The organism is Microbacterium sp. bgisy203 (genome assembly GCF_965345155.1).
GTDB lineage: Bacteria > Actinomycetota > Actinomycetes > Actinomycetales > Microbacteriaceae > Microbacterium.
The window spans coordinates 78,112-97,834 of sequence record NZ_CBDRLZ010000007.1; the positions used below are offsets into that span (position 1 = coordinate 78,112).

Genomic DNA, 19,723 nt, shown 5'->3' on the forward strand with positions numbered 1-19,723 from the left:
TGAACGCGGAGGGGGTTGCGCTCCGCACCATCCCCCGATCATGTTCCCAGTCGTGTCTGCGGGAGGTCGTAGGCTCGAGGGCGTGCCCGCCCCGACCCTCAACCGCGAGATCCTGCGGCTGGCGGTCCCCGCGCTCGGGGCGCTCATCGCCGAGCCGATGTTCCTCATCGTCGACGCGGCCCTCGTCGGGCACCTCGGGGTCGTCCCGCTCGCGGGCCTCGGCATCGCGTCGGCGATCCTGCAGACGATCGTCGGCCTCATGGTCTTCCTCGCCTACTCGACGACCCCCGCCGTCGCACGGCGGTTCGGTGCGGGGCAGCACTCCGACGCCGTCCGCGCCGGGATCGACGGCCTCTGGCTCGCGCTCGGCCTCGGGGTGGTCCTCGCCGTCCTCGGATCGGCGCTCACGCCCGCGCTCGTGGGGGCGTTCGGCGCGACCGAGGCCGTCTCGGAGCAGGCGGTCATCTACCTGCAGCTGTCGATGTGGGGCCTGCCCGCGATGCTCATCGTCTTCGCGGCGACGGGCCTTCTCCGCGGCATGCAGAACACCGTCACGCCGCTGTGGATCGCGGGGCTCGGCTTCACCCTCAACGCGCTCCTCAACGCCCTGTTCATCTACGGGTTCGGCTGGGGCATCGCCGGGTCGGCCGCGGGGACCGTCGTCGCGCAGTGGGCGATGGTGGGCGCCTACGCGGTCGTGGTGGGGCGCCTGGCGCAGCGGCATGCGGCATCCCTGCGCCCGCAGCGCGAGGGACTGCGCGGCTCGGCCCGTTCGGGGGGCTGGCTGTTCCTGCGCACGCTGTCGCTGCGCATCGCGTTCCTCGCGACCGTCTTCGTCGCGACCGGTCTCGGCACCGACGAGCTGGCCGGCTGGCAGGTCGCGTTCACGATCTTCTCCACCGCCGCCTTCGCGCTGGATGCCTTGGCCATCGCCGCCCAGGCGCTCATCGGCCGAGGGCTCGGCGCCGACGACGAGCCGTTCGTGCGGCGCGTGCTCGGACGCACCATCGCGTGGGGCCTGTGGTTCGGCGTCGTCGTCGGCGCGGTGATCGCCGCACTGTCGGGGGTGATCGGGCTCCTCTTCACGGGCTCGGCGGACCTCGCGGCGCTCATCCAGCCCGCTCTCCTCGTGCTCGCCGTCGCGCAGCCGGTGTGCGGCGTCGTGTTCGTTCTCGACGGGGTGCTCATGGGCGCGGGCGACGTCCGCTACCTCGCGCTCGCGGGCGCGCTGAACCTCGTGCCGTACTTCCCGGCGCTCGTCCTCGTGGCGGTGCTCCACCCGACGGGAGCCGCGGGCCTCGCGTGGCTGTCGGTCTGCTTCTTCGGCGTCTACATGCTCGCCCGGCTCGCGACGCTCGGCTGGCGCGTCCGGCGGCCGGAGTGGGTCACGGCGGGGGCGTAGGGTCGTCGCCCGGAGCCACGTGCCCGAGGCGGTGCGCGAGGATGACGGCGTGGACGCGATCGCGCGCTCCCAGCTTCGCGAGCACTCGCCCGACGTGGGTTTTCACCGTCGATTCGGCGAGGAAGAGCTCCGCCGCGATCTCGGCGTTGCTGAGCCCGCGGGCGACGGCGAGGTAGACGTCGCGTTCCCGCTCGGTCAGCCCCGAGGCGGGGTCGGTCCGAGGCGCGACCGGGCTCGCTGCCCCCGGGGCGGGGACTTCCGGGGCGGGTAGCGCGACGTGCTCGAGCAGGCGCCGGGTGACCCGGGGCGAGAGCACCGCATCGCCCCGGCGGACGGCGCGGATCGCGGCCGTCAGCTCGGCGCGCTGCGCGTCCTTCAGCAGGAACCCGCTGGCGCCCGCCTGGATCGCGCCGAACGCGTACTCGTCGAGATCGAACGTCGTGAGGACGAGCACCCTCGTCTCCGGCGCCGTGCGCACGATCTCCGCGGTCGCCCCGATGCCGTCGAGGCGCGGCATCCGCACGTCCATCACGACGACATCGGGGGCGGTGCGCCGCACCTCGTCGACCGCTTCGAGGCCGTCGGATGCCTCGCCCACCAAGATCATGTCGGGCTCGGCCTCGATGACGAGACGGAAGCCGACGCGGATGAGCGCCTGGTCGTCGGCGAGCAGCACCCGAATGGGCGCCGGTCCGGCAATCGGCTCAGCGGCCTCCGGCATCCGCCGCCTCCTCCCGCACGCCGGCGACCCGCCGTCCGGGTGCCGCATCCCGCCTGCCCGGATCCGCCGCCGGCAGCGCGCCGTCGGTGCGCGGAATCGGCAGTCGCGCGCGCAGCACCCACCTCCCGGCTCCGTCGGGCGCCGAGACCACGGTGCCGCCCACGTGCGCGGCGCGCTCCGCGATCCCGCGCAACCCGAATCCGCCGCCGTGTGCCGGCGACGCGGGCGAGGCGTCGTTGACGATCTCGACGGCGACCGCGTCGTCGTCCGTGCCGATCCGGACCGTCGCAGCGATCGCGTGAGGCGCGTGCCGCATCGCGTTCGTCAGTCCCTCCTGCACGATGCGGCCCACGGCGAAGGCGACCGGTCCGGGCGGGACCGGCGGCCCCGTCGTCGCGAGGGTCACCGGGTAGCCTGCCCGCTGCGCCGAGGCGACCGTCTCCACCGGGTCGGCGGGCGTCGTCGGTGCCAGCGGCGCGTCCGGATCGTCGCCGCGCAGCACGCCGAGCATCCCGCGCATCTCGGTCAGCGCGCCCCGGGCGACCTCGGCGGCCGCCGACGACGCCTCACGCGCCCGGTCGCCGTCGCCGGTCGCCGCCGCTCCTTCAGTGAGCGCGACGACGACGGTCAGAGAGTGCGCGACGACGTCGTGCATCTCTCGCGCAATGCGCTCGCGTTCGGACGCCGCAGCGAGCTGCGCCTGCTGGTCGCGTTCGAGCAGCAGCTGACGCGATCGCGCGATGATGGCCTCGACGTAGCGTTTGCGGTTGCCGACGTTGACGCCGACGAGTGCGCCGATGAGTCCCATCACGGCGTCGGCGAACAGCACGTTGAGGGCGATGCGGAGGTCGGTGGGGCCGAGCGCCGCCAGCGTCGTCCCGAAGACGGCGAGCGCGCCGATCCCGCTGGCGAGCGCGATCGTGCAGGCGCGCGCCGAGCGGTACACCGCCACCGTGTAGGCGGCGACCATGACGAGCACGCCGGTGACCGGACTCTGTGCCACCATCGCCGCGGCGGAGGCGACGATGGTCGCCGCGAAGACGGCGAGCGGCCACCGACGCCGCCACACGAACAGCACGCAGGTCGCGACCACGAGCCACGGCCACGCGACCCACGGCGCACCCGACACGGACGAGCCGCCGCCGTTCACCCCGGAGCCGCCGGATCCTCCCGTGGAGGCGACCGGAACAGTCGACAGAAGAAGGCACACGATCGCGATGAGGATGTCGCTCAGCAGCGGATGCCGCGCCCAGAAGCGGCGGAAGACCCCCGGCGCGCGCGGCAGCAGCAGGTCGTCCTCGGCCGGGGCCGGGACGGGCCTGCTGCTGCGGCGGGACGACATGAAAGGGACTCTATGCCGAGACGCCGCTCAGGCGTCACGGCTTCGGAACACGCCCCAGGCGAGCAGGAGGCCGCCGGCGGCCCAGGCGGCGAGCGCGGCCGCCGCCGGAGCTGCAGGGGCGGGGTCGGAAGACACCGTGATCGTCGCGAAGATCACCGTGCTCGAGGCGTACATCGGGAGGTAGTGTGCGACTTCCGCGACCCACGCCCAGTCGGGATCCGGCGTTGCGAAGAGGCTCACGACGATCGGGAGGACGAACAGCACACCGACGGTCGCCGCGATCGCCCCGGCGCCGCTGCGGAGCAGGAAGCCGAACGACAGCCCGATCAGCGCGAAGACCGACATCGACAGCGACGCGGCGATCAGCGGCATCCACGTGTCTCCGAAGGACGCCCAGTCGATCGCGGTGTCGTCGCTGAGCAGCGGGGTCACCGCGACGGCCGCGGCTACGAAGATCGCGAGCGAGGCGAGGAACATCGCCGACGCGACCACGATCGCCTTCGCGAGCAGCACGGCACCGCGCACCGGCACCGCGGTCAGGGTCGAGCGGATCATCCCCGTGCCGTACTCGCCGGTCACGGTGATCGCGCCGAGAATGCCGGCCAGGAGCATCGTGAACTGCACAGGCGAGACGACCGTGTGGATGCCGGTGAACCCCGGCACGTTCATCGAGCCGGCGATCAGTGCCCCCACCCCGATCGTCACGAGCGCGGTGAGTCCGATCGACCACCACGTCGAGCGCAGCGTCGAGAACTTGATCGCCTCGCTGCGGACGGCCCGCCCGAAAGTGAGGCGCTCGTCGTCGGCGGGGGTTGCGAGCGAGGGGCGGGTGAGGGCGGCGGTGGTCATGAGAGCTTCTCGATTCGTGTGTCGTCGTGGTGTGCGCCGGTCGCGGGCAGCGCCGGGGAGCGGTACTCGACTGCCTCGCCGGTGAGCGCGAGGTAGGCGTCTTCCAGCGACCCGGCGGTCGGAGTCAGTTCGTGAAGCGGGATGCCGGCCGCGGCCGCGGCATCGCCGATGCGCTGGGGCGTCGCGCCCGACACCTCGACGAGGCCCGGGCCCGAGGAGGCGATGGAGACCTCAGGACCGGCGATCAGCGAGACGAGCTCGGACAGACGCGGGCTCCGCACGGTCACGCGTGTCGAGGTCCACGCCTGAACGAGCTCGCTCAGCGCGGCATCCGCCAAGACCTTCCCGCGGCCGAGCACGATGACGTGATCGGCGGTCTGCGCCATCTCGCTCATGAGGTGGCTCGACAGCAGCACGGTGCGCCCTTCGGCGGCGAGGTGCCGCACGAAGCCGCGCACCCAGCGCACGCCCTCGGGATCGAGCCCGTTCACCGGCTCGTCGAGGATGAGCGTCTGCGGGTCGCCGAGCAGCGCCGAGGCGATGCCGAGACGCTGGCCCATGCCGAGCGAGAAAGAGCCGGCGCGCTTGTTCGCGACGGTCGTGAGCCCGGTGAGCTCGATCACCTCGTCGACGCGGGACGAGGGGATGCCGTGGGTCGCGGCCATCGCCCGAAGGTGATTGCGCGCGGTCCGGCCGGAGTGGACGGCCTTCGCGTCGAGGAGGACGCCGACCGACCGCAGCGGCGCCGGGAGGCGACGGTACTCGGCGCCGTCGACCTGCGCGCGTCCCGCCGAGGGGCGGTCGAGGCCGACGATCATCCGCATCGTCGTCGACTTGCCGGCGCCGTTGGGTCCAAGAAACCCCGTGACGATGCCGGGGCGCACGGTGAAAGAGACGTCGTCGACGGCCGTGTGGGCGCCGTATCGCTTGGTGAGGTGCTCCGCAGTGATCATGCCCTCGACGCTACGGACGGCCTCGCGCGCGCACATCCGCCGCGGGTGCCGTTCTGGGCGACGAAGATGGCACCTTCGGAGGATTCAGGTGCCCAGCCGTCGCCGCCGGTGCGCGGGGCTCACGCCCAGCGGCGGCACCACTCATACATGACGACCGCGGCGGCGGCGCTCGCGTTGATCGAGCGGGTCGAGCCGTACTGGGTGATCTCGACCGCGCTGTCCGCAGCGGCGAGCGCCTCCGGCGAGAGTCCCGGCCCTTCCTGACCGAACAGCAGCGCGCACCGCTCGGGGAGCTCGGCTCGGTCGACCGGCACCGACCCGGCGACGTTGTCGACCGCGACGATCGGGATGCCGGCATCCTGCGCCCACGCGGCGAACGACGCGACGTCGGGGTGATGGCGCACGTGCTGGTAGCGGTCGGTGACCATCGCGCCGCGCCGGTTCCAGCGACGCCGGCCGATGATGTGGACCTCGGCGGCGGCGAACGCGTTGGCGCTACGCACGATCGAGCCGATGTTCATGTCGTGCTGCCAGTTCTCGATCGCGACGTGGAAGGCGTGCCGGCGGGCGTCGAGATCGGCGACGATCGCGTCCATGGTCCAGTACCGGTAGCGGTCGATGACGTTCCGGCGGTCGCCGTCGGCGAGGAGGGCCCGGTCGTAGCGCGGGTCGTCGGGCCACGCCTCGGGGCCGCCGGGCCACGGGCCGACGCCGACGGGGAGCTGCGGCTCGACCGCGGGTTCGGCCCCCGCTGCGGCGTCGGCTTCGGCCTCGGCGGGCCCCGTCTCATCCACCCGACCAGGCTAGCCCGGCCCGCGTGCGGTGATCTCGGTACTCCCGCGCTCCGCGCGGACACTCGATCAGCGAGGTGCAGGGCCCGGCCCACGCGGACACTCGATCAGCGGGGTGTGCGCCGGCGCGACACAACTCAGGCAAAACCGCCCTTTCACGCCCCGGCACGCGCCCGGCGCGGCGTTCTGCCTGAGTTATGTGATCACACGACTCGAGACCATCAATTTTTCGGCGTCCCGAAATCTCCTGCTATCTTTTCGGCATGTCGAAAACTGCGCGCGATCCGGAGGCCACACAGGTCCCCGCCCGCCCGGCACGCCCGGGCCGGGCGGCGTGGCTCCTCGGCCCCGCGCTCGTCGCGGGCGTCGCGTACCTCGACCCCGGCAACGTCGCGAGCAACATGACCGCGGGCGCGCGGTTCGGCTACCTGCTCGTCTGGGTCGTGGTGCTCGGCAACGCGATGGCCTGGCTCATCCAGTACCTCTCCGCGAAGCTCGGGATCGTGACGGGCCGGAGCCTCGCCGAGACCCTCGGCGACCGCATCCGCAACCCGTGGGCACGACGCCTGTACTGGCTGCAGGCCGAGCTCGTCGCGATGGCGACCGACATCGCCGAGGTGATCGGCGGCGCCGTCGCCCTCTGGCTCCTGTTCGGCGTGCCGCTGCCGATCGGCGGTCTCGCGACCGGAGCGGTCTCGATCGGGCTCCTCTTCGTCCAGCAGCGCCGCGGCGCGCGGAGCTTCGAGTTCGTCATCATCGGCCTGCTCGCCCTCATCGCGCTCGGCTTCACGTACGGCGTGTTCGCCGCCCCACCGGATGCCGGGGGCGTCGTGTCGGGGCTCGTCCCGCGCTTCGAGGGCACAGAGTCGGTGCTCCTGGCCGCCTCGATCCTCGGGGCCACGATCATGCCGCACGCGATCTACGCGCACTCCGCCCTCGCGCGCGACCGCTTCACGGCGCCGGGCGCACGCCCCGAGGACCGCGCCGCGGGGGTCACCCGCGTCCTCCGCGCGACGCGCTGGGATGTGACGATCGCCCTCGTCATCGCCGGGACGGTCAACCTCTGCATCCTGCTGCTCGCCGCCGCGAACCTCGCGGGCGTCCCGGGCACCGACAGCCTCGAAGGCGCATACGCGGCCCTGAAGACCGGGCTCGGCGTCGGCGTCGCGACGCTCTTCGCGGTCGGCCTCCTCGCCAGCGGACTCGCGAGCACCGCGGTCGGCGCGTACGCGGGCGCCGAGATCATGCAGGGCCTCCTCCGGGTTCGGGTGCCGCTCCTCGTCCGCCGCCTCGTGACGCTCGTGCCCGCGATCGTGATCCTCGCCGCCGGCGTCGACCCCACGTGGGCCCTCGTCCTCAGCCAGGTCGTCCTGAGCTTCGGCATCCCGTTCGCGCTCATCCCCCTCGTGCGGCTCACCGCGCGCCGCGACGTGCTGGGCGCGCACCGCAATCGCTGGTGGACGACCGTCGCCGGAGCGATCGCCGCCGTCCTGCTCGTCGCGCTGAACGCGCTCCTGCTCTGGCTCGTGCTGACCGGCGTCTGACCCGGCGCCGGACCGTGCAGGGATCCGGCCGGATACCCTGGAGCGTGCCCACCTCCGCCGCGATCGACGACTACCTGAAGACGATCTACCACCACACCGAGTGGCAGAGCGCTCCGGTCACCCCGTCGCAGCTGGCGGGCGAGCTCGGACTCGCGCCGTCGACGGTGACCGAGATGGTGCAGAAGCTCGCCGCGCAGGGACTCGTGTCGCATCGGCCCTACGGGCCGGTGTCGCTGACGGATGCCGGAGAGCTCCGCGCCGCCGCGATCATCCGCCGCCACCGCCTCATCGAGACCTGGCTCGTGCGCGAGTTCGGCTACGCGTGGGACGAGGTGCACGACGAGGCCGAGGTCCTCGAGCACGCGATCAGCGACCGGCTTCTCGAGGGGATCTCGGCGCGGCTCGGGCATCCGACGCGCGACCCGCACGGCGACGCGATCCCCGATGCGGACGGCCGCGTCGACCGGGAGCCGTTCGTCCTCCTCGCCGAGGCGCACCTCGGCCACACCGGCCGCGTGCTGCGGGTGAGCGACCGCGATCCGGCGCTGCTGCGCGCGCTCGAGAGCGCCGGTGTCGACGTCGGCCATACCGTGACGGTCACCGGGCGCGGCGCGGTACAGGTCGACGCGGGAGAGACGATCGAGCTGCCGGATGCCGCGGCATCCGCCGTCTGGCTCACCGCCTGAGCCCCCGAAGCGCGCCGCGGTTCTTCGGAGATCCGCTGTTCTTCGGTCGTTTCGGCGAGTTCCCTCCGAAGAAGCCGCGATCTCCGAAGAACGCGCGACCCGAAGAGCGACCTCAGAACAGCGCGAGGCCCGCGACGTAGCTGACGGCCATCGTCCCGACGCCGACGAAGAGGCTTCGCGCGAGCACCTTGACGACGCTCAGGTGCCCTGCCTGCGCCGCAACGACCGAGGTCACCGTGAGTGAGACGACGACCGCGATCACGATGACCGTGTCTTCGATCTGCCCGGGCACGAGCCACGTGACCAGCAGCGGAATCGCCGCACCGACGACGAACGCGAGCGCGGCGGCGATCCCCGACCAGATCGGCGCCGCAGCGGCCATGAGCTCGTCAATGCCGTACTCCGCATCGAGCTGCGCGCCGAGCGCGTCGTGCGCCGTGAGCTCTTCGGCGACCTTCCGCGCCGTCTCGGGGGTGAGTCCGCGTTCCTCCCAGAGCGCCGCAAGCTCGTCGATCTCCCCGACCGGGTCGAGGGCGAGCTCGCGCGACTCCTCGTCGACGATCCGTTGCTCGGCCTCGCGCTCCGCGGCCTCCTCCGCCCATTTGGCGCCGCCCGTCGACAGCGCTCCCGCGATCGTCGCGGCCGTCGCGGCGAACAGCAGCAGCCGGTCGCCGGCGCCGGCGCCCGCGAAGCCCTGGAGCACACTCGCGGTCGCGACGATCCCGTCATTGGCATCGATGAGCCAGCCGCGGAAGCTCCCGGCATCCGTCAGCGCCGTGCGCAGCCGGTGCCAGCGCGAGGGAAGGGCGACGGCACCGGCGGCCGCATCGGCGGGGTGCGCGGGTTCGGTCATCGCGCGCGCCTCCGCGCGGAGAGGTACTTCCACTGCACCCCGGTCGCGTGCTCGGCGTAGTTCCACAAGCGGGCGCCGACCGTCTCGTCGCGGGCGATCGCCGCGGGAGTCGCGAGCCGCGGCGCCCCGCTCACGACGCGCGACGGACCCCAGAACTGGCCACCCTCGACCTCGGGATCGACGAGCGCGCGCACGAGCGGGCGCGCGCCGTGCTCCTTCGACTGGGTGATCGGCGCCTGCAGGTTGTCGAAGAAGCGTTTCGTGCGCGAGGGCTCGTTGACGCCCAGGATGCCCCGGGTCCGCCCGCTGATCGCATATCCCGGGTGCGCCACGACGCTCGCGACGGGGACGTTCGCCGCCCGGAGGCGCCGGTCGGCCTCGAGGCCGAGCGCCGTCGTCGCGACCTTCGACTGCACGTATGCGCGCCACGGCGTATAGCCGTTCTCGAGCTCGGGGTCGATCGGGTCGTAGCGCCAGAGCGACGTCGACATCGATCCCACCCACACCATGCGTCCGCGCCCCGCGGCGAGCGGCAGCAGCAGCTCGCCGGCGAGCGCGTAGTGCCCGAGGGCGTTCGTCGCGAAGACGATCTCGTGCCCGTCGGGTGTCGTGTCGCGCCGGGGCGGTGGGTGCACGATACCGGCGTTCAGCAGCAGCCCGTGCAGCCCCGCGCGACCCCGGACGGTGGCGGCGGCGGCCCGCACCGAACCCAGGTTGCTCGTGTCGAGCAGGAGGGTGGAGATGTCGGCATCCGGTACCTGGCGGGTCACCGCGGAGCGCGCCGCCCGGAGCCGGTTCGGGTTCCGCCCCGTCATGATGACGTGCGCTCCCGCCTCGGCGAGCTGCATCGACGAAAAGAAGCCGAGCCCGGCGGTCGAACCGGTCACCAGGTAACGCCGCCCCGCGAGGTCGGGAAGGCGCTCAGGATCCCAGTCGTCTCGTCCCCGCGGATCCTTGGCCACGGGATGAGACTACGACGATCGCCGCCACTAGGCTGGCCGCATGCGGACACGGGCCGATATCGAATGCTGGCTGACCGACATGGACGGGGTCCTCGTCCACGAGAACGTGCCGATCCCGGGGGCCGCAGAACTGCTCACGCAGTGGCGCGACACCGGCACTCCGTTCCTGGTCCTCACGAACAATCCCTTCTACACGCCGCGCGATCTGAGCGCACGGTTGAAGATCTCGGGTCTCGACGTGCCCGAGGACCGCATCTGGACCTCCGCCCTGGCGACCGCCGAGTTCCTGCGCTCGCAGCACCCCGGGGGCACGGCGTTCGTCATCGGCGAGGCGGGGCTCACGACCGCCCTCCACGAGGCCGGCTACATCATGACCGAGAGCAGGCCCGACTACGTCGTCGTCGGCGAGACCCGCAACTACTCGTTCGGCCGCATCACGCAGGCGATCCGCTTCATCAACGCGGGCGCCCGGTTCATCATCACGAATCCGGATGCCACGGGCCCGACCGCCGACGGCGTCGTGCCGGCGACCGGGTCTTTCGCGGCGCTCATCACCCACGCGACGGGCAAGGACCCGTACGTCGTCGGCAAACCGAACCCGATGATGTTCCGCTCCGCGATGAACCGCATCGGCGCGCACTCCGAGAACACGGGGATGATCGGCGACCGGATGGACACCGACGTCGTCGCGGGAATCGAGGCGGGCCTGCACACGGTGCTCGTCCGGACGGGCATCTCCGACGACGCCGAGATCGAGCGCTACCCCTTCCGGCCCGATGAGGTCCTCGACTCGGTTGCCGACCTGGTCTCGACGACCCCGATCGAGTCGGAGAACCCCGAAGGGCTGGACACACCGCTGTGAACGAGTTCGAGCAGAACCTGCTGTTCGCGACGACGACCGTCATCCTGCTGGGGACATTGGTCGTGTTCGTCGTGCAGTTCCTGCGGAACCGCGGAAAGGACGACTGATGGCGATCGTCCTCATCGTCACGGCGTTCGCCCTGCTGATCATGGCGCTCGTCCTGTTCCTCCGCGGGCGGAAGGATGCCCCGCAGGGCACGCCCCTGCCGAACGGTCGCGGCATCATGCTCCTCACCTTCGCGGGACTCATCTTCGCGCTCGCCTCGCAGCTGCCGTTCTTCCAGAGCTGACGGGCCGCTCGTCCCGCTCGCACTGACGGGCCGCTCGTCCCGCTCGCGGTGGGCGGGATTCTCACGGCGCTGCCCTCGCCCGGCCGCCGCCGCGCGTCCTACGCTGGAGGCACATGCTGTTCCCGACGAAGGGATGGACCATGAACGACACGATCGTCGTCGGCGTGACCGGCGCACCCGTGACCCGCAGAGTCGTCGCCTGGGCTTCCGCCCGCGCGGCCGCCCGTGACCAGAGCATCGAGCTCGTCTCGGTCGTCGGCGGAGCGATCGGCGCCGTCGGCGAGGGGGATGTCATCGACCGGGCGCTGACCGCGGCGCAGCACCTCCTCGACGACGAGGCGGCCGAGATCCGGCGCACGGCCCCCGGCGTGAAGGTGACCACCCGAGTGGATGCCGGAAACCCCGTCGCCGTGCTGATCGAGGCATCCGCGAAGGCCGCTCTGCTGGTGATCGGCAGCGACTACCGGGGTCCCGGCTCGGGCCCCGCGCGCGGGGCGCACGGGGTCCGCATCGCGGCCGGCGCGCACTGCCCCGTCGTCGTCGTGCCCGACATCGACGACCTCGACGCGCCGGAGCGGTCGGGCGTCGTCGTCGGTATCGACGGCTCGGAGGTCAGCGAGGACGCACTGCGGTTCGCGGCGGCAGAGGCCGACCGACTCGGCGAGAAGCTCGTCGCGGTGAGCGTCTGGACGCCCCTGGAGGCGCCGCGGAACGGCCTCGCCGTGTACCCCGACCTGTACCTGACGAACATGCAGGCCTCGACCGAAGAGGTGCTCGCCCTCGCGCTCGCCGGCCTCGCGTCGGACTACCCCGACCTCGTCGTCGAGCGGGTCGTCGCACGCGGGTTCCCGTCGCAGGTGATCACCGAGTACGCGCGGACGGCGCGTCTCGCCGTCGTCGGCACCCACGGGCGCGGCGCGATCGCGCGCTTCCTGCTCGGCTCGATCAGCCAGGAGGTCCTCTCGCGCCTCGTGACCGTCACCGCCGTCGTCCGCTGACGCCTCGTCGGTGAGCGGCGCGTTTCGACTCGTCGCTGCGCTCCTCGCGCAGCGCGTCGAAACGGCGCGACCCCCTACTGGGGCGCGAGGCCCAGGTCGTCGAGGTCGATGATCGAGCGCCATTCGTAGCCGGCATCCTCGATCACGGCCTGCGCGCCCGTCTTGCGGTCGACGACCGTGACGACGGCGACGACCTCGGCGCCCGCCGCCGCGGCGACCTCGGCGGCCTTCAGCGGGGAGCCGCCCGTCGTCGAGGTGTCCTCCACGATCACGACCCGCTTGCCTGCGACCTCTGCGCCCTCGATCTGGCGTCCGCGGCCGTGGTCCTTCGGCTCCTTGCGGACGACGAAGGCATCCACCGGGGAACCCGCCGCGACCGACGCGTGCAGCACCGCGTTCGCGATCGGGTCGGCGCCGAGGGTCAGCCCGCCGACGGCGTCGACGTCGAGGTCGCGCACCGCGTCGAGCACGAGCCGCCCGATCGCGGGGGCGGCGCGGTGGTCGAGCGTGAGCTTGCGCATGTCGACGTAGTAGGTGGCCTTCTTGCCGCTCGACAGGGTGAAATCACCGTGGAAGACGGCCTCGTCGCCGATCAGGGCGATGAGCGCCTGACGGTCGGATTCGAGCGCGGGAGTGGAGGCAGCGGTCATGGGGATGAGTCTACGGAAACGATAAGAACGCCGACTTTTCACCGGCGTAGCGGCGAGGGAGCCCGAAACCCCGCCCCTATAGTCGGGGACGGAACACACGGGAGCAGGACCTACACGGGAGCACCACCATGTCGCGGATCGGTATCGTCGCCGAACAACCCGGGGAGAACCGCGTCGCGGCATCCCCCATGACCCTCACGAAGCTGCGCGGCCTCGGCTACGACGTCGTCGTCGAGCGCGGCGCGGGCATCCGCTCGTCGTTCCCCGACGACGCCTACGTCGACGCGGGCGCCGCCATCGTCACGCGCGAGGATGCCTGGGCCGCCGACATCGTCCTGAAGGTGAACGCGCCCACGGATGCCGAGATCGCCCTCCTCCACGAGGGTTCGGTGCTCATCGGCATCCTGAGCCCCGCGCTCCGGCCCGAGCTGCTCGAGCGCCTCGCCTCCCGCGGGGTGACGGCGCTCGCGATGGACGCGGTGCCGCGCATCTCGCGCGCGCAGTCGATGGACGTGCTCTCCTCGATGGCGAACATCTCGGGCTACCGCGCGGTCGTCGAGGCGGCGAACGAGTTCGGTCGCTTCTTCACCGGTCAGGTCACCGCCGCCGGCAAGGTGCCCCCGGCGAAGGTCCTCGTCGCCGGCGCGGGCGTCGCGGGGCTCGCCGCGATCGGCGCCGCGTCGAGCCTCGGCGCGATCGTGCGGGCAACCGACCCTCGCCCCGAGGTCGCCGACCAGGTCGCCTCGATCGGCGGCACCTACCTCGAGGTCGTCGTGCCCGACGAGGCCAAGGAGGTCTCCTCCGACGGGTACGCGAAGGCGACCTCCGCCGCGTACGACGCGGCCGCCGCGCAGCTCTACAGCGACCAGGCGGCCGACGTCGACATCATCATCACGACGGCGCTCATCCCGGGCCGCGCGGCCCCGCGCCTCATCACGGCGGCCGACGTCGCCTCGATGCGCCCCGGCAGCGTCGTCGTCGACATGGCCGCCGGCCAGGGCGGGAATGTCGAGGGGTCGGTCGCGGGCGAGCGCGTCGTGACCGAGAACGGCGTCGTGATCCTGGGCTACACCGATCTCGCCGGACGCCTCCCCCAGCAGGCATCCCAGCTGTACGGAACCAACCTGCTGAACCTCCTCACCCTCATGACCCCCGGCAAGGACGGCGCCCTCACGATCGACGAGACCGACGTCGTGCAGCGCGCCGTGACCGTGACCGAGGCGGGGAGCGTGACGTGGCCGCCGCCGCCCGTGCAGGTATCGGCGGCGCCGGCGAAGCCCCAGGCCGCGCCCGCGCACGCTCCGGAGCCGAAGAAGGGCCTGTCGCGCTCGGCGAAGACCGGACTCACGATCGCGGGCATCGCGGCGCTCTTCCTCGTGTGCGCCGTCTCGCCCCCGCCGCTGCCGCAGCACTTCCTCGTGCTCACGTTGTCGGTCGTCATCGGGTTCTACGTCATCGGCAAGGTCGCGCACTCGCTGCACACTCCGCTCATGAGCATCACGAATGCCATCAGCGGCATCATCATCGTCGGTGCGATGACGCAGATCATCACGCCGATCCCGCTCGTACAGGTCCTCGCAGCGATCGCCGTGCTCGTGGCCTCCATCAACATCTTCGGCGGATTCGCCGTTACCCGCCGCATGCTCGCCATGTTCCAGAAGGGCGACCAGAAGTGACCGATTCACTCGTCGGCGACGCCGCCGGCCTCCTCCTCGCGCAGTCCATCGCGGTTGCGGCATATATCGTCGCCGCGCTCCTGTTCATCCTCGCGCTCGCCGGTCTCAGCAAGCAGGAGAGCGCCCGTCGCGGCGTCGTCTACGGCATCACGGGCATGGCGATCGCGCTCGTGGCGACCTTCCTCCTCGTGCTCGCGAGCGGCGTGGCGCTGGGGAACCAGGGCGCGCTGTACCTCGGCATCGGTCTGATGATCGTCGCGATCGCGATCGGCGCGGCGATCGGACTCTGGCGCGCCCGCGTCGTCGAGATGACGGGGATGCCGGAGCTCATCGCGCTCCTCCACTCCTTCGTCGGCCTGGCCGCTGTCCTCGTCGGCTGGAACGGGCACCTGTACGCCGCGGGCATCGCGCCGGAGCTCGTCGGCATACACCACGCCGAAGTGTTCATCGGGGTCTTCATCGGCGCGGTCACCTTCACCGGGTCGATCGTGGCGTTCCTGAAGCTGTCGGGGCGCATGTCGTCGAAGCCGCTCATGCTGCCGGGGAAGAACTACCTCAACGTCGGCGCACTCGTCCTCTTCGTCATCCTGACGGTGCTGTACGTCATCACCCCGTCGATCTGGCTGCTCGTCGCCGTCACCGCACTCGCGCTCGCGCTCGGCTGGCACCTCGTCGCCTCGATCGGCGGCGGTGACATGCCGGTCGTCGTGTCGATGCTCAACAGCTACTCCGGGTGGGCGGCGGCCGCGGCCGGTTTCCTGCTGAACAATGACCTCCTCATCGTCACGGGCGCCCTCGTCGGATCGTCGGGTGCGTACCTCTCGTACATCATGTGCAAAGCGATGAACCGCTCGTTCCTGTCGGTCATCGCGGGCGGCTTCGGCATCGAGGCTCCGCGCGCCGACGCCGAAGAGGAGGGAGAGGCGCACGAGACGGATCCCGGTTCGGTCGCCGATCTGCTGCGCGAGGCATCCTCGGTCATCATCACCCCGGGCTACGGCATGGCCGTCGCACAGGCCCAGTACCCCGTCGCGGAGCTCACCGAGAAGCTGCGCGCCCGGGGTGTGGACGTGCGCTTCGGCATCCATCCCGTCGCGGGGCGCCTGCCGGGCCACATGAACGTGCTGCTGGCCGAAGCGAAGGTGCCCTACGACATCGTGCTCGAGCTCGACGAGATCAACGACGACTTCGCGCAGACCGACGTCGTTCTCGTCATCGGCGCGAACGACACCGTCAACCCCGCCGCGGCCGAGGACCCGGGCTCGCCCATCGCCGGCATGCCGGTGCTGCACGTCTGGGAGGCGAAGGAGGTCGTCGTCTTCAAGCGCTCGATGGCCTCGGGCTACGCGGGCGTCCAGAACCCCCTCTTCTTCCGCGACAACACCCAGATGCTCTTCGGCGACGCGAAGGACCGCGTCGTCGACATCATCTCCGACCTCTGACCCCGCCGGCTGACCCCCTCTCCACCCCCCTCCCGGCTCGCGAATCACCACCGGTTTCGCGAATCACCGCTTGTTTCGCGTGAATGCGGCGGTGATTCGCGCAGAGAGCGGTGATTCGCGAGCGCGGGGTGGGGCGCAGGAGGGGGCAGGAGGGAGGGGCGGGGGTGTCGGCGGGCGAAAGTAGGGTGGATGCCATGCGCATCGCCACCTGGAACGTCAACTCGATCCGCGCCCGCGTCGTCCGCACGGTCGAGTTCTGCGTCCGCGACGACGTCGACGTGCTGCTCATGCAGGAGATCAAGTGCAAGCCCGAGCAGTTCCCCTACGGACCGTTCGAAGACGCCGGCTACACCGTCGAGGCGCACGGCCTGAACCAGTGGAACGGGGTCGCGATCGCGAGCAGGCATCCCATCGAAGATCTGCAGATCGGCTTCCCCGGCATGCCCGGTTTCGCGAAGGGCCATGACGGACCGGATGCCCCGCAGGAGGCGCGCGCGATCGGCGCCACCATCAACGGCGTCGAGCTGTGGAGCCTCTACGTCCCGAATGGGCGGGCGCTCGACGACCCGCATTACGCCTACAAGCTCGCGTGGCTCGAAGCGCTCCGCGGCTACACGGCCGACGCCCTGCGCGCGAACCCCGACCTCCCCCTCGCCCTCACCGGCGACTTCAACATCGCCCCCACCCCCGACGACAACGGCGACCCGACGGTCGTCGAGGGCCGCTCGACGCACGTGTCACCGCCCGAGCGCGAAGCGTTCCAGGCGCTGCTGGATGCCGGACTCTCCGACACCGTGCGCCCACTCATCCCCTCGGGCTACACCTATTGGGACTACCAGCAGCTGCGCTTCCCGCGGAACGAGGGCATGCGCATCGACTTCGTCCTCGGATCGCACGCGTTCGCCGACGCCGTGGTGGGCGCCGGCATCCACCGCGACGAGCGGAAGGGTGAGATCCCGAGCGACCACGTCCCCGTCTCGGTCGATCTCGACCTCGACGGCCCGGACGACGACGACCGTCCGATGATCTTCTAGCCGGTCGCCCGTCAGCTCTCGTAGCGGGCGATGTGGGTGTGGAAGGCGCGGAGGAACGTCAGCAGGAACTCGCGCGTCCCTTCGTTCGCGACGGCGCCGTCCTCGGTGAAGAAGTCGGGGCCGGTGCGGATGTACGCCTCAGGTCGGCCGAGGAGCGCCGCGCCCTGCGACGACAGGATCGCCTTCAGGTGGTTCTGCGCGACCGCGGTCGACACCGCGCTGCCGCTCGCGCCGATGACCGCGACGGGCCGGTCGGCGATCGCGCTGGTGCCGAACGGGCGGGTCGCCCAGTCGATCGCGTTCTTCAGGACGCCGGGGATCGAGCGGTTGTATTCCGGCGTCACGAACAGGAGAGCGTCGACGCCGCCGAGCGCCTCCTTGAACGCGGTGCCGACGGGCGGGAAGTCCTTGTCGTACTGCGAGCCGTAGAACGGCAGCTCGCCGATCGCGATGTCGGTGAAGGTCAGCTCGGCCTCGGGTGCCAGCTTTCCGAGCGCCTCGGCGAAGCGACGATTGAGCGACGGGACGGAGACGGAGCCGACGATGACGCCGACGGTGTACGCGGTCATGGATCCTCCTCGGGGTCGTTCCTCCATCCTCGCGCACCGATGCGATCCGTCGCAGGGGGGATGCCGCGGCATCCGCTCCCCCGTACGTTGGATCCCATGCGCGTCTCCCTCCGCTCCCGGGCTGCACGGCTCCGACCGGCGCTCGTGCGCACGGTCACGTCCGACGAGCTCCGCGCCGATGTGTGGCTCGCCGCGGCGCTGTTCGTCGCGGCGATCCTGAGCGCCTGGCTCGGCCAGGTCGCCGGCATCTACGGCACGGACGGGCCGGCGTTCAGCTGGGCTCTCGTGTTCGCCGCCGCGCTGACGATCCCCCTCGCGTTCCGGCGCCGCTTCCCCGAGCTCACGGTCGTACTCGTCGCCGTCGCGTTCTTCCTGGGTGTGACGTTCCGCATTCCCGAGGTCTACGTCGGAAACGTCGCGATGTTCATCGCGATGTACACCGTGGGCGCGTGGGTCGCGGATCGCCAGCGAGCGAACGGCGTGCGACTGGTGGTCGTGATCGGGATGTTCGTCTGGCTGATCGTCACGACGTTCCAGGCGGCGATCTCGCCCGATGACGATGGGCTCTCTCGGGCCGGGCTCTTCTCGCCGTTCGCGGCGTTCATGATCATCCAGTTCCTCGTGAACGTCGCCTACTTCGGCGGCGCGTGGTACTTCGGCGACCGCGCGTGGGCGCAAGCGCAGGCGCGCGCCGTGCTCGAGGAGCGCACCGCCGAGCTCGAACGCGAACGCGAGATCACGGCGGCCCAGGCGGTGGCCCTCGACCGCGTGCGCATCGCGCGCGAGCTGCACGACGTCGTCGCCCACCACGTCTCGGCGATGGGTGTGCAGGCGGGCGCCGCGCGAGCCGTGCTCGACCGCGACCCGGCGGCCGCCCGCGCGTCACTGGGGTCGGTCGAGGAGTCGGCGCGCAGCGCCCTGACCGAGCTGCGTCAGCTCCTGGACACACTGCGCACACCGGATGCCGGGGCCCCGAGCGACTCGACCCTGAGCCTCGCCGCCCTCCCCGATCTCGTCGCGCACGCGGAGCAGAACGGCCTGCCGACGACGTACGCCGTCATCGGCGCCGCGCATCCGGTGCCCGAGGTCGTGCAGGTGAACCTGTACCGCATCGCGCAGGAGGCACTGACGAACGCCCGCCGGCACGCGGGGCCGGATGCCTCCGCCGACGTGCGCCTCCGCTACGCCGGCGTGGGCGCGCCGGCCGTCGAACTCGAGGTGACCAACACGGGTCGCGTGCTCGCCGCCGCCCGTCCGGGCCTCGGGCTCGTCGGCATGCGCGAGCGCGCCACGGCTTCCGGCGGCACGATCGAGACCGGCCCGCGTCCGCGCGGCGGCTTCCTCGTGCGCGTGTCGGTCCCTCTCGACATCGCCGCGACGGAGGGCACCCGATGAGCGCCCCGATCCGCGTGCTCCTCGTCGACGACCACGCCGTCATGCGCGCGGGGTTCCGGATGATCCTCGAGGCCCAGGACGACATCATCGTCGTCGGCGAGGCCGGCGACGGCGAGGGCGCGGTGGCCCAGGCATCCGCCCTCTCGCCGGATGTCATCTGCATGGACGTGCAGATGCCCGGCATGGACGGCCTGGACGCGACCGCGCGGATCGTCGAAGAGTCGGGACCGGGTGGCCCCGCCGTCGTGGTCGTCACGACCTTCGACCGCGACGACTACCTGTTCCGGGCGCTCGCGGCGGGCGCGAGCGGCTTCCTCCTGAAGAACGCGGGGCCCGAAGACCTCGTCGCGGCGGTGCGGGTCGCGGCCGCCGGCGACGCGCTCCTCGCCCCCGAGGTGACCAAGCGCGTCATCGAGCGCTTCGCGGCCGCGCCCCCGAGCGGACCGGTCGCGACGCCGCGCGAGGGGTCGCGCGAGCCGGACCGGCGTGACGAGCCGCGCATCGCGGTCGACCTCACCGAGCGGGAGACCGAGGTGCTGCGCCTGCTCGCCGACGCGCGGAGCAACGCTGAGATCGCCGCGGCGCTCTACATCGGCGAGGCCACCGTGAAGACGCACGTGTCGAACGTGCTGCAGAAGCTCGGCGCCCGCGACCGCGTGGCCGCGGTCGTGTTCGCGCACCGGCACGGGCTGGCCTGAGTCGGGC

20 protein-coding genes are annotated in these 19,723 nt (G+C 71.7%); 11 read left to right on the forward strand and 9 right to left on the reverse strand.

The window, feature by feature from the left end:
- The first annotated feature begins 82 nt into the window (after positions 1-82).
- Positions 83-1,402 (forward strand): MATE family efflux transporter, encoded by a 1,320-nt coding sequence (locus ACRVYW_RS11290; protein ID WP_431804647.1) that lies wholly within the window; start codon positions 83-85, stop codon positions 1,400-1,402.
- Here ACRVYW_RS11290 and ACRVYW_RS11295 read toward each other — a convergent pair.
- From ACRVYW_RS11295 to ACRVYW_RS11315, 5 genes are all read right to left on the reverse strand, one after another.
- Positions 1,386-2,123 (reverse strand): response regulator, encoded by a 738-nt coding sequence (locus ACRVYW_RS11295; RefSeq protein WP_431804648.1) that lies wholly within the window; start codon positions 2,121-2,123, stop codon positions 1,386-1,388. The two genes, ACRVYW_RS11290 and ACRVYW_RS11295, sit on opposite strands and share 17 nt — an antisense overlap.
- Positions 2,107-3,465 (reverse strand): sensor histidine kinase, encoded by a 1,359-nt coding sequence (locus ACRVYW_RS11300; RefSeq protein WP_431804650.1) that lies wholly within the window; start codon positions 3,463-3,465, stop codon positions 2,107-2,109. The genes ACRVYW_RS11295 and ACRVYW_RS11300 overlap by 17 nt, the downstream gene beginning before the upstream one ends.
- A 27-nt stretch (positions 3,466-3,492) precedes the next feature.
- Positions 3,493-4,314: an ABC transporter permease gene (locus ACRVYW_RS11305; RefSeq protein WP_431804652.1), complete on the reverse strand. Its 822-nt coding sequence runs from the start codon at positions 4,312-4,314 to the stop codon at positions 3,493-3,495.
- Positions 4,311-5,267, reverse strand: a complete 957-nt coding sequence (locus tag ACRVYW_RS11310; protein WP_431804653.1) for an ABC transporter ATP-binding protein — start codon at positions 5,265-5,267, stop codon at positions 4,311-4,313. The genes ACRVYW_RS11305 and ACRVYW_RS11310 overlap by 4 nt, the downstream gene beginning before the upstream one ends.
- 119 nt (positions 5,268-5,386) lie before the next feature.
- Complete coding sequence (locus ACRVYW_RS11315) at positions 5,387-6,061, reverse strand: TrmH family RNA methyltransferase (protein ID WP_431804655.1); 675 nt, start codon at positions 6,059-6,061, stop codon at positions 5,387-5,389.
- A gap of 260 nt (positions 6,062-6,321) precedes the next feature.
- On the opposite strand from ACRVYW_RS11315, the gene ACRVYW_RS11320 reads away from it, so the two are divergent.
- Both ACRVYW_RS11320 and ACRVYW_RS11325 read left to right on the forward strand, forming a co-directional pair.
- Positions 6,322-7,602 (forward strand): Nramp family divalent metal transporter, encoded by a 1,281-nt coding sequence (locus ACRVYW_RS11320; RefSeq protein ID WP_431804657.1) that lies wholly within the window; start codon positions 6,322-6,324, stop codon positions 7,600-7,602.
- A gap of 44 nt (positions 7,603-7,646) precedes the next feature.
- Entirely contained in the window at positions 7,647-8,288 is a 642-nt protein-coding gene (locus ACRVYW_RS11325; RefSeq protein WP_431804659.1) for a metal-dependent transcriptional regulator, read from the forward strand.
- A 112-nt stretch (positions 8,289-8,400) separates the two neighbouring features.
- Here ACRVYW_RS11325 and ACRVYW_RS11330 read toward each other — a convergent pair whose 3' ends face one another.
- Complete coding sequence (locus ACRVYW_RS11330; RefSeq protein WP_431804661.1) at positions 8,401-9,141, reverse strand: VIT1/CCC1 transporter family protein; 741 nt, start codon at positions 9,139-9,141, stop codon at positions 8,401-8,403.
- Positions 9,138-10,103, reverse strand: a complete 966-nt coding sequence (locus tag ACRVYW_RS11335) for an SDR family NAD(P)-dependent oxidoreductase (RefSeq protein ID WP_431804662.1) — start codon at positions 10,101-10,103, stop codon at positions 9,138-9,140. Before ACRVYW_RS11335 ends, ACRVYW_RS11330 begins: the two co-directional genes overlap by 4 nt.
- Before the next feature lie 40 nt (positions 10,104-10,143).
- Here ACRVYW_RS11335 and ACRVYW_RS11340 point away from each other — a divergent pair, with 40 nt between their 5' ends.
- From ACRVYW_RS11340 to ACRVYW_RS11350, 3 genes are all read left to right on the forward strand, one after another.
- A complete protein-coding gene (locus ACRVYW_RS11340) occupies positions 10,144-10,965 on the forward strand; it encodes an HAD-IIA family hydrolase (RefSeq protein WP_431804664.1) in 822 nt (273 codons plus the stop codon).
- 106 nt (positions 10,966-11,071) lie between these two features.
- A complete protein-coding gene (locus tag ACRVYW_RS11345; RefSeq protein WP_431804666.1) occupies positions 11,072-11,254 on the forward strand; it encodes a hypothetical protein in 183 nt (60 codons plus the stop codon).
- Positions 11,255-11,394: 140 nt separating this feature from the next.
- On the forward strand, positions 11,395-12,252 hold the full coding sequence (locus ACRVYW_RS11350; RefSeq protein WP_431804667.1) for a universal stress protein: 858 nt from the start codon (positions 11,395-11,397) through the stop codon (positions 12,250-12,252).
- Between the two features lie 74 nt (positions 12,253-12,326).
- On the opposite strand, the gene pyrE is transcribed toward ACRVYW_RS11350, so the two are convergent.
- A complete protein-coding gene (gene pyrE / locus ACRVYW_RS11355; protein WP_431804669.1) occupies positions 12,327-12,902 on the reverse strand; it encodes an orotate phosphoribosyltransferase in 576 nt (191 codons plus the stop codon).
- Between the two features lie 128 nt (positions 12,903-13,030).
- Between pyrE and ACRVYW_RS11360 the strand changes: the two genes are divergently transcribed.
- The 3 genes from ACRVYW_RS11360 to ACRVYW_RS11370 all read left to right on the forward strand — a co-directional run bounded on the left by ACRVYW_RS11360 (position 13,031) and on the right by ACRVYW_RS11370 (position 17,054).
- Positions 13,031-14,578 (forward strand): Re/Si-specific NAD(P)(+) transhydrogenase subunit alpha, encoded by a 1,548-nt coding sequence (locus tag ACRVYW_RS11360; protein ID WP_431804671.1) that lies wholly within the window; start codon positions 13,031-13,033, stop codon positions 14,576-14,578.
- Entirely contained in the window at positions 14,575-16,020 is a 1,446-nt protein-coding gene (gene pntB, locus ACRVYW_RS11365) for a Re/Si-specific NAD(P)(+) transhydrogenase subunit beta (protein WP_431804673.1), read from the forward strand. The genes ACRVYW_RS11360 and pntB overlap by 4 nt, the downstream gene beginning before the upstream one ends.
- A 194-nt stretch (positions 16,021-16,214) precedes the next feature.
- On the forward strand, positions 16,215-17,054 hold the full coding sequence (locus ACRVYW_RS11370) for an exodeoxyribonuclease III (protein ID WP_431804675.1): 840 nt from the start codon (positions 16,215-16,217) through the stop codon (positions 17,052-17,054).
- 11 nt (positions 17,055-17,065) lie between these two features.
- Here ACRVYW_RS11370 and ACRVYW_RS11375 read toward each other — a convergent pair whose 3' ends face one another.
- Entirely contained in the window at positions 17,066-17,623 is a 558-nt protein-coding gene (locus tag ACRVYW_RS11375) for an NADPH-dependent FMN reductase (RefSeq protein ID WP_431804677.1), read from the reverse strand.
- A gap of 96 nt (positions 17,624-17,719) precedes the next feature.
- Here ACRVYW_RS11375 and ACRVYW_RS11380 point away from each other — a divergent pair, with 96 nt between their 5' ends.
- Complete coding sequence (locus ACRVYW_RS11380; protein WP_431804679.1) at positions 17,720-19,018, forward strand: sensor histidine kinase; 1,299 nt, start codon at positions 17,720-17,722, stop codon at positions 19,016-19,018.
- Positions 19,015-19,716 carry a response regulator gene (locus ACRVYW_RS11385; protein WP_431804681.1) on the forward strand — a complete coding sequence of 234 codons (702 nt, stop codon included), beginning with the start codon at positions 19,015-19,017 and terminating at the stop codon, positions 19,714-19,716. Before ACRVYW_RS11380 ends, ACRVYW_RS11385 begins: the two co-directional genes overlap by 4 nt.
- Positions 19,717-19,723: the final 7 nt, after the last annotated feature.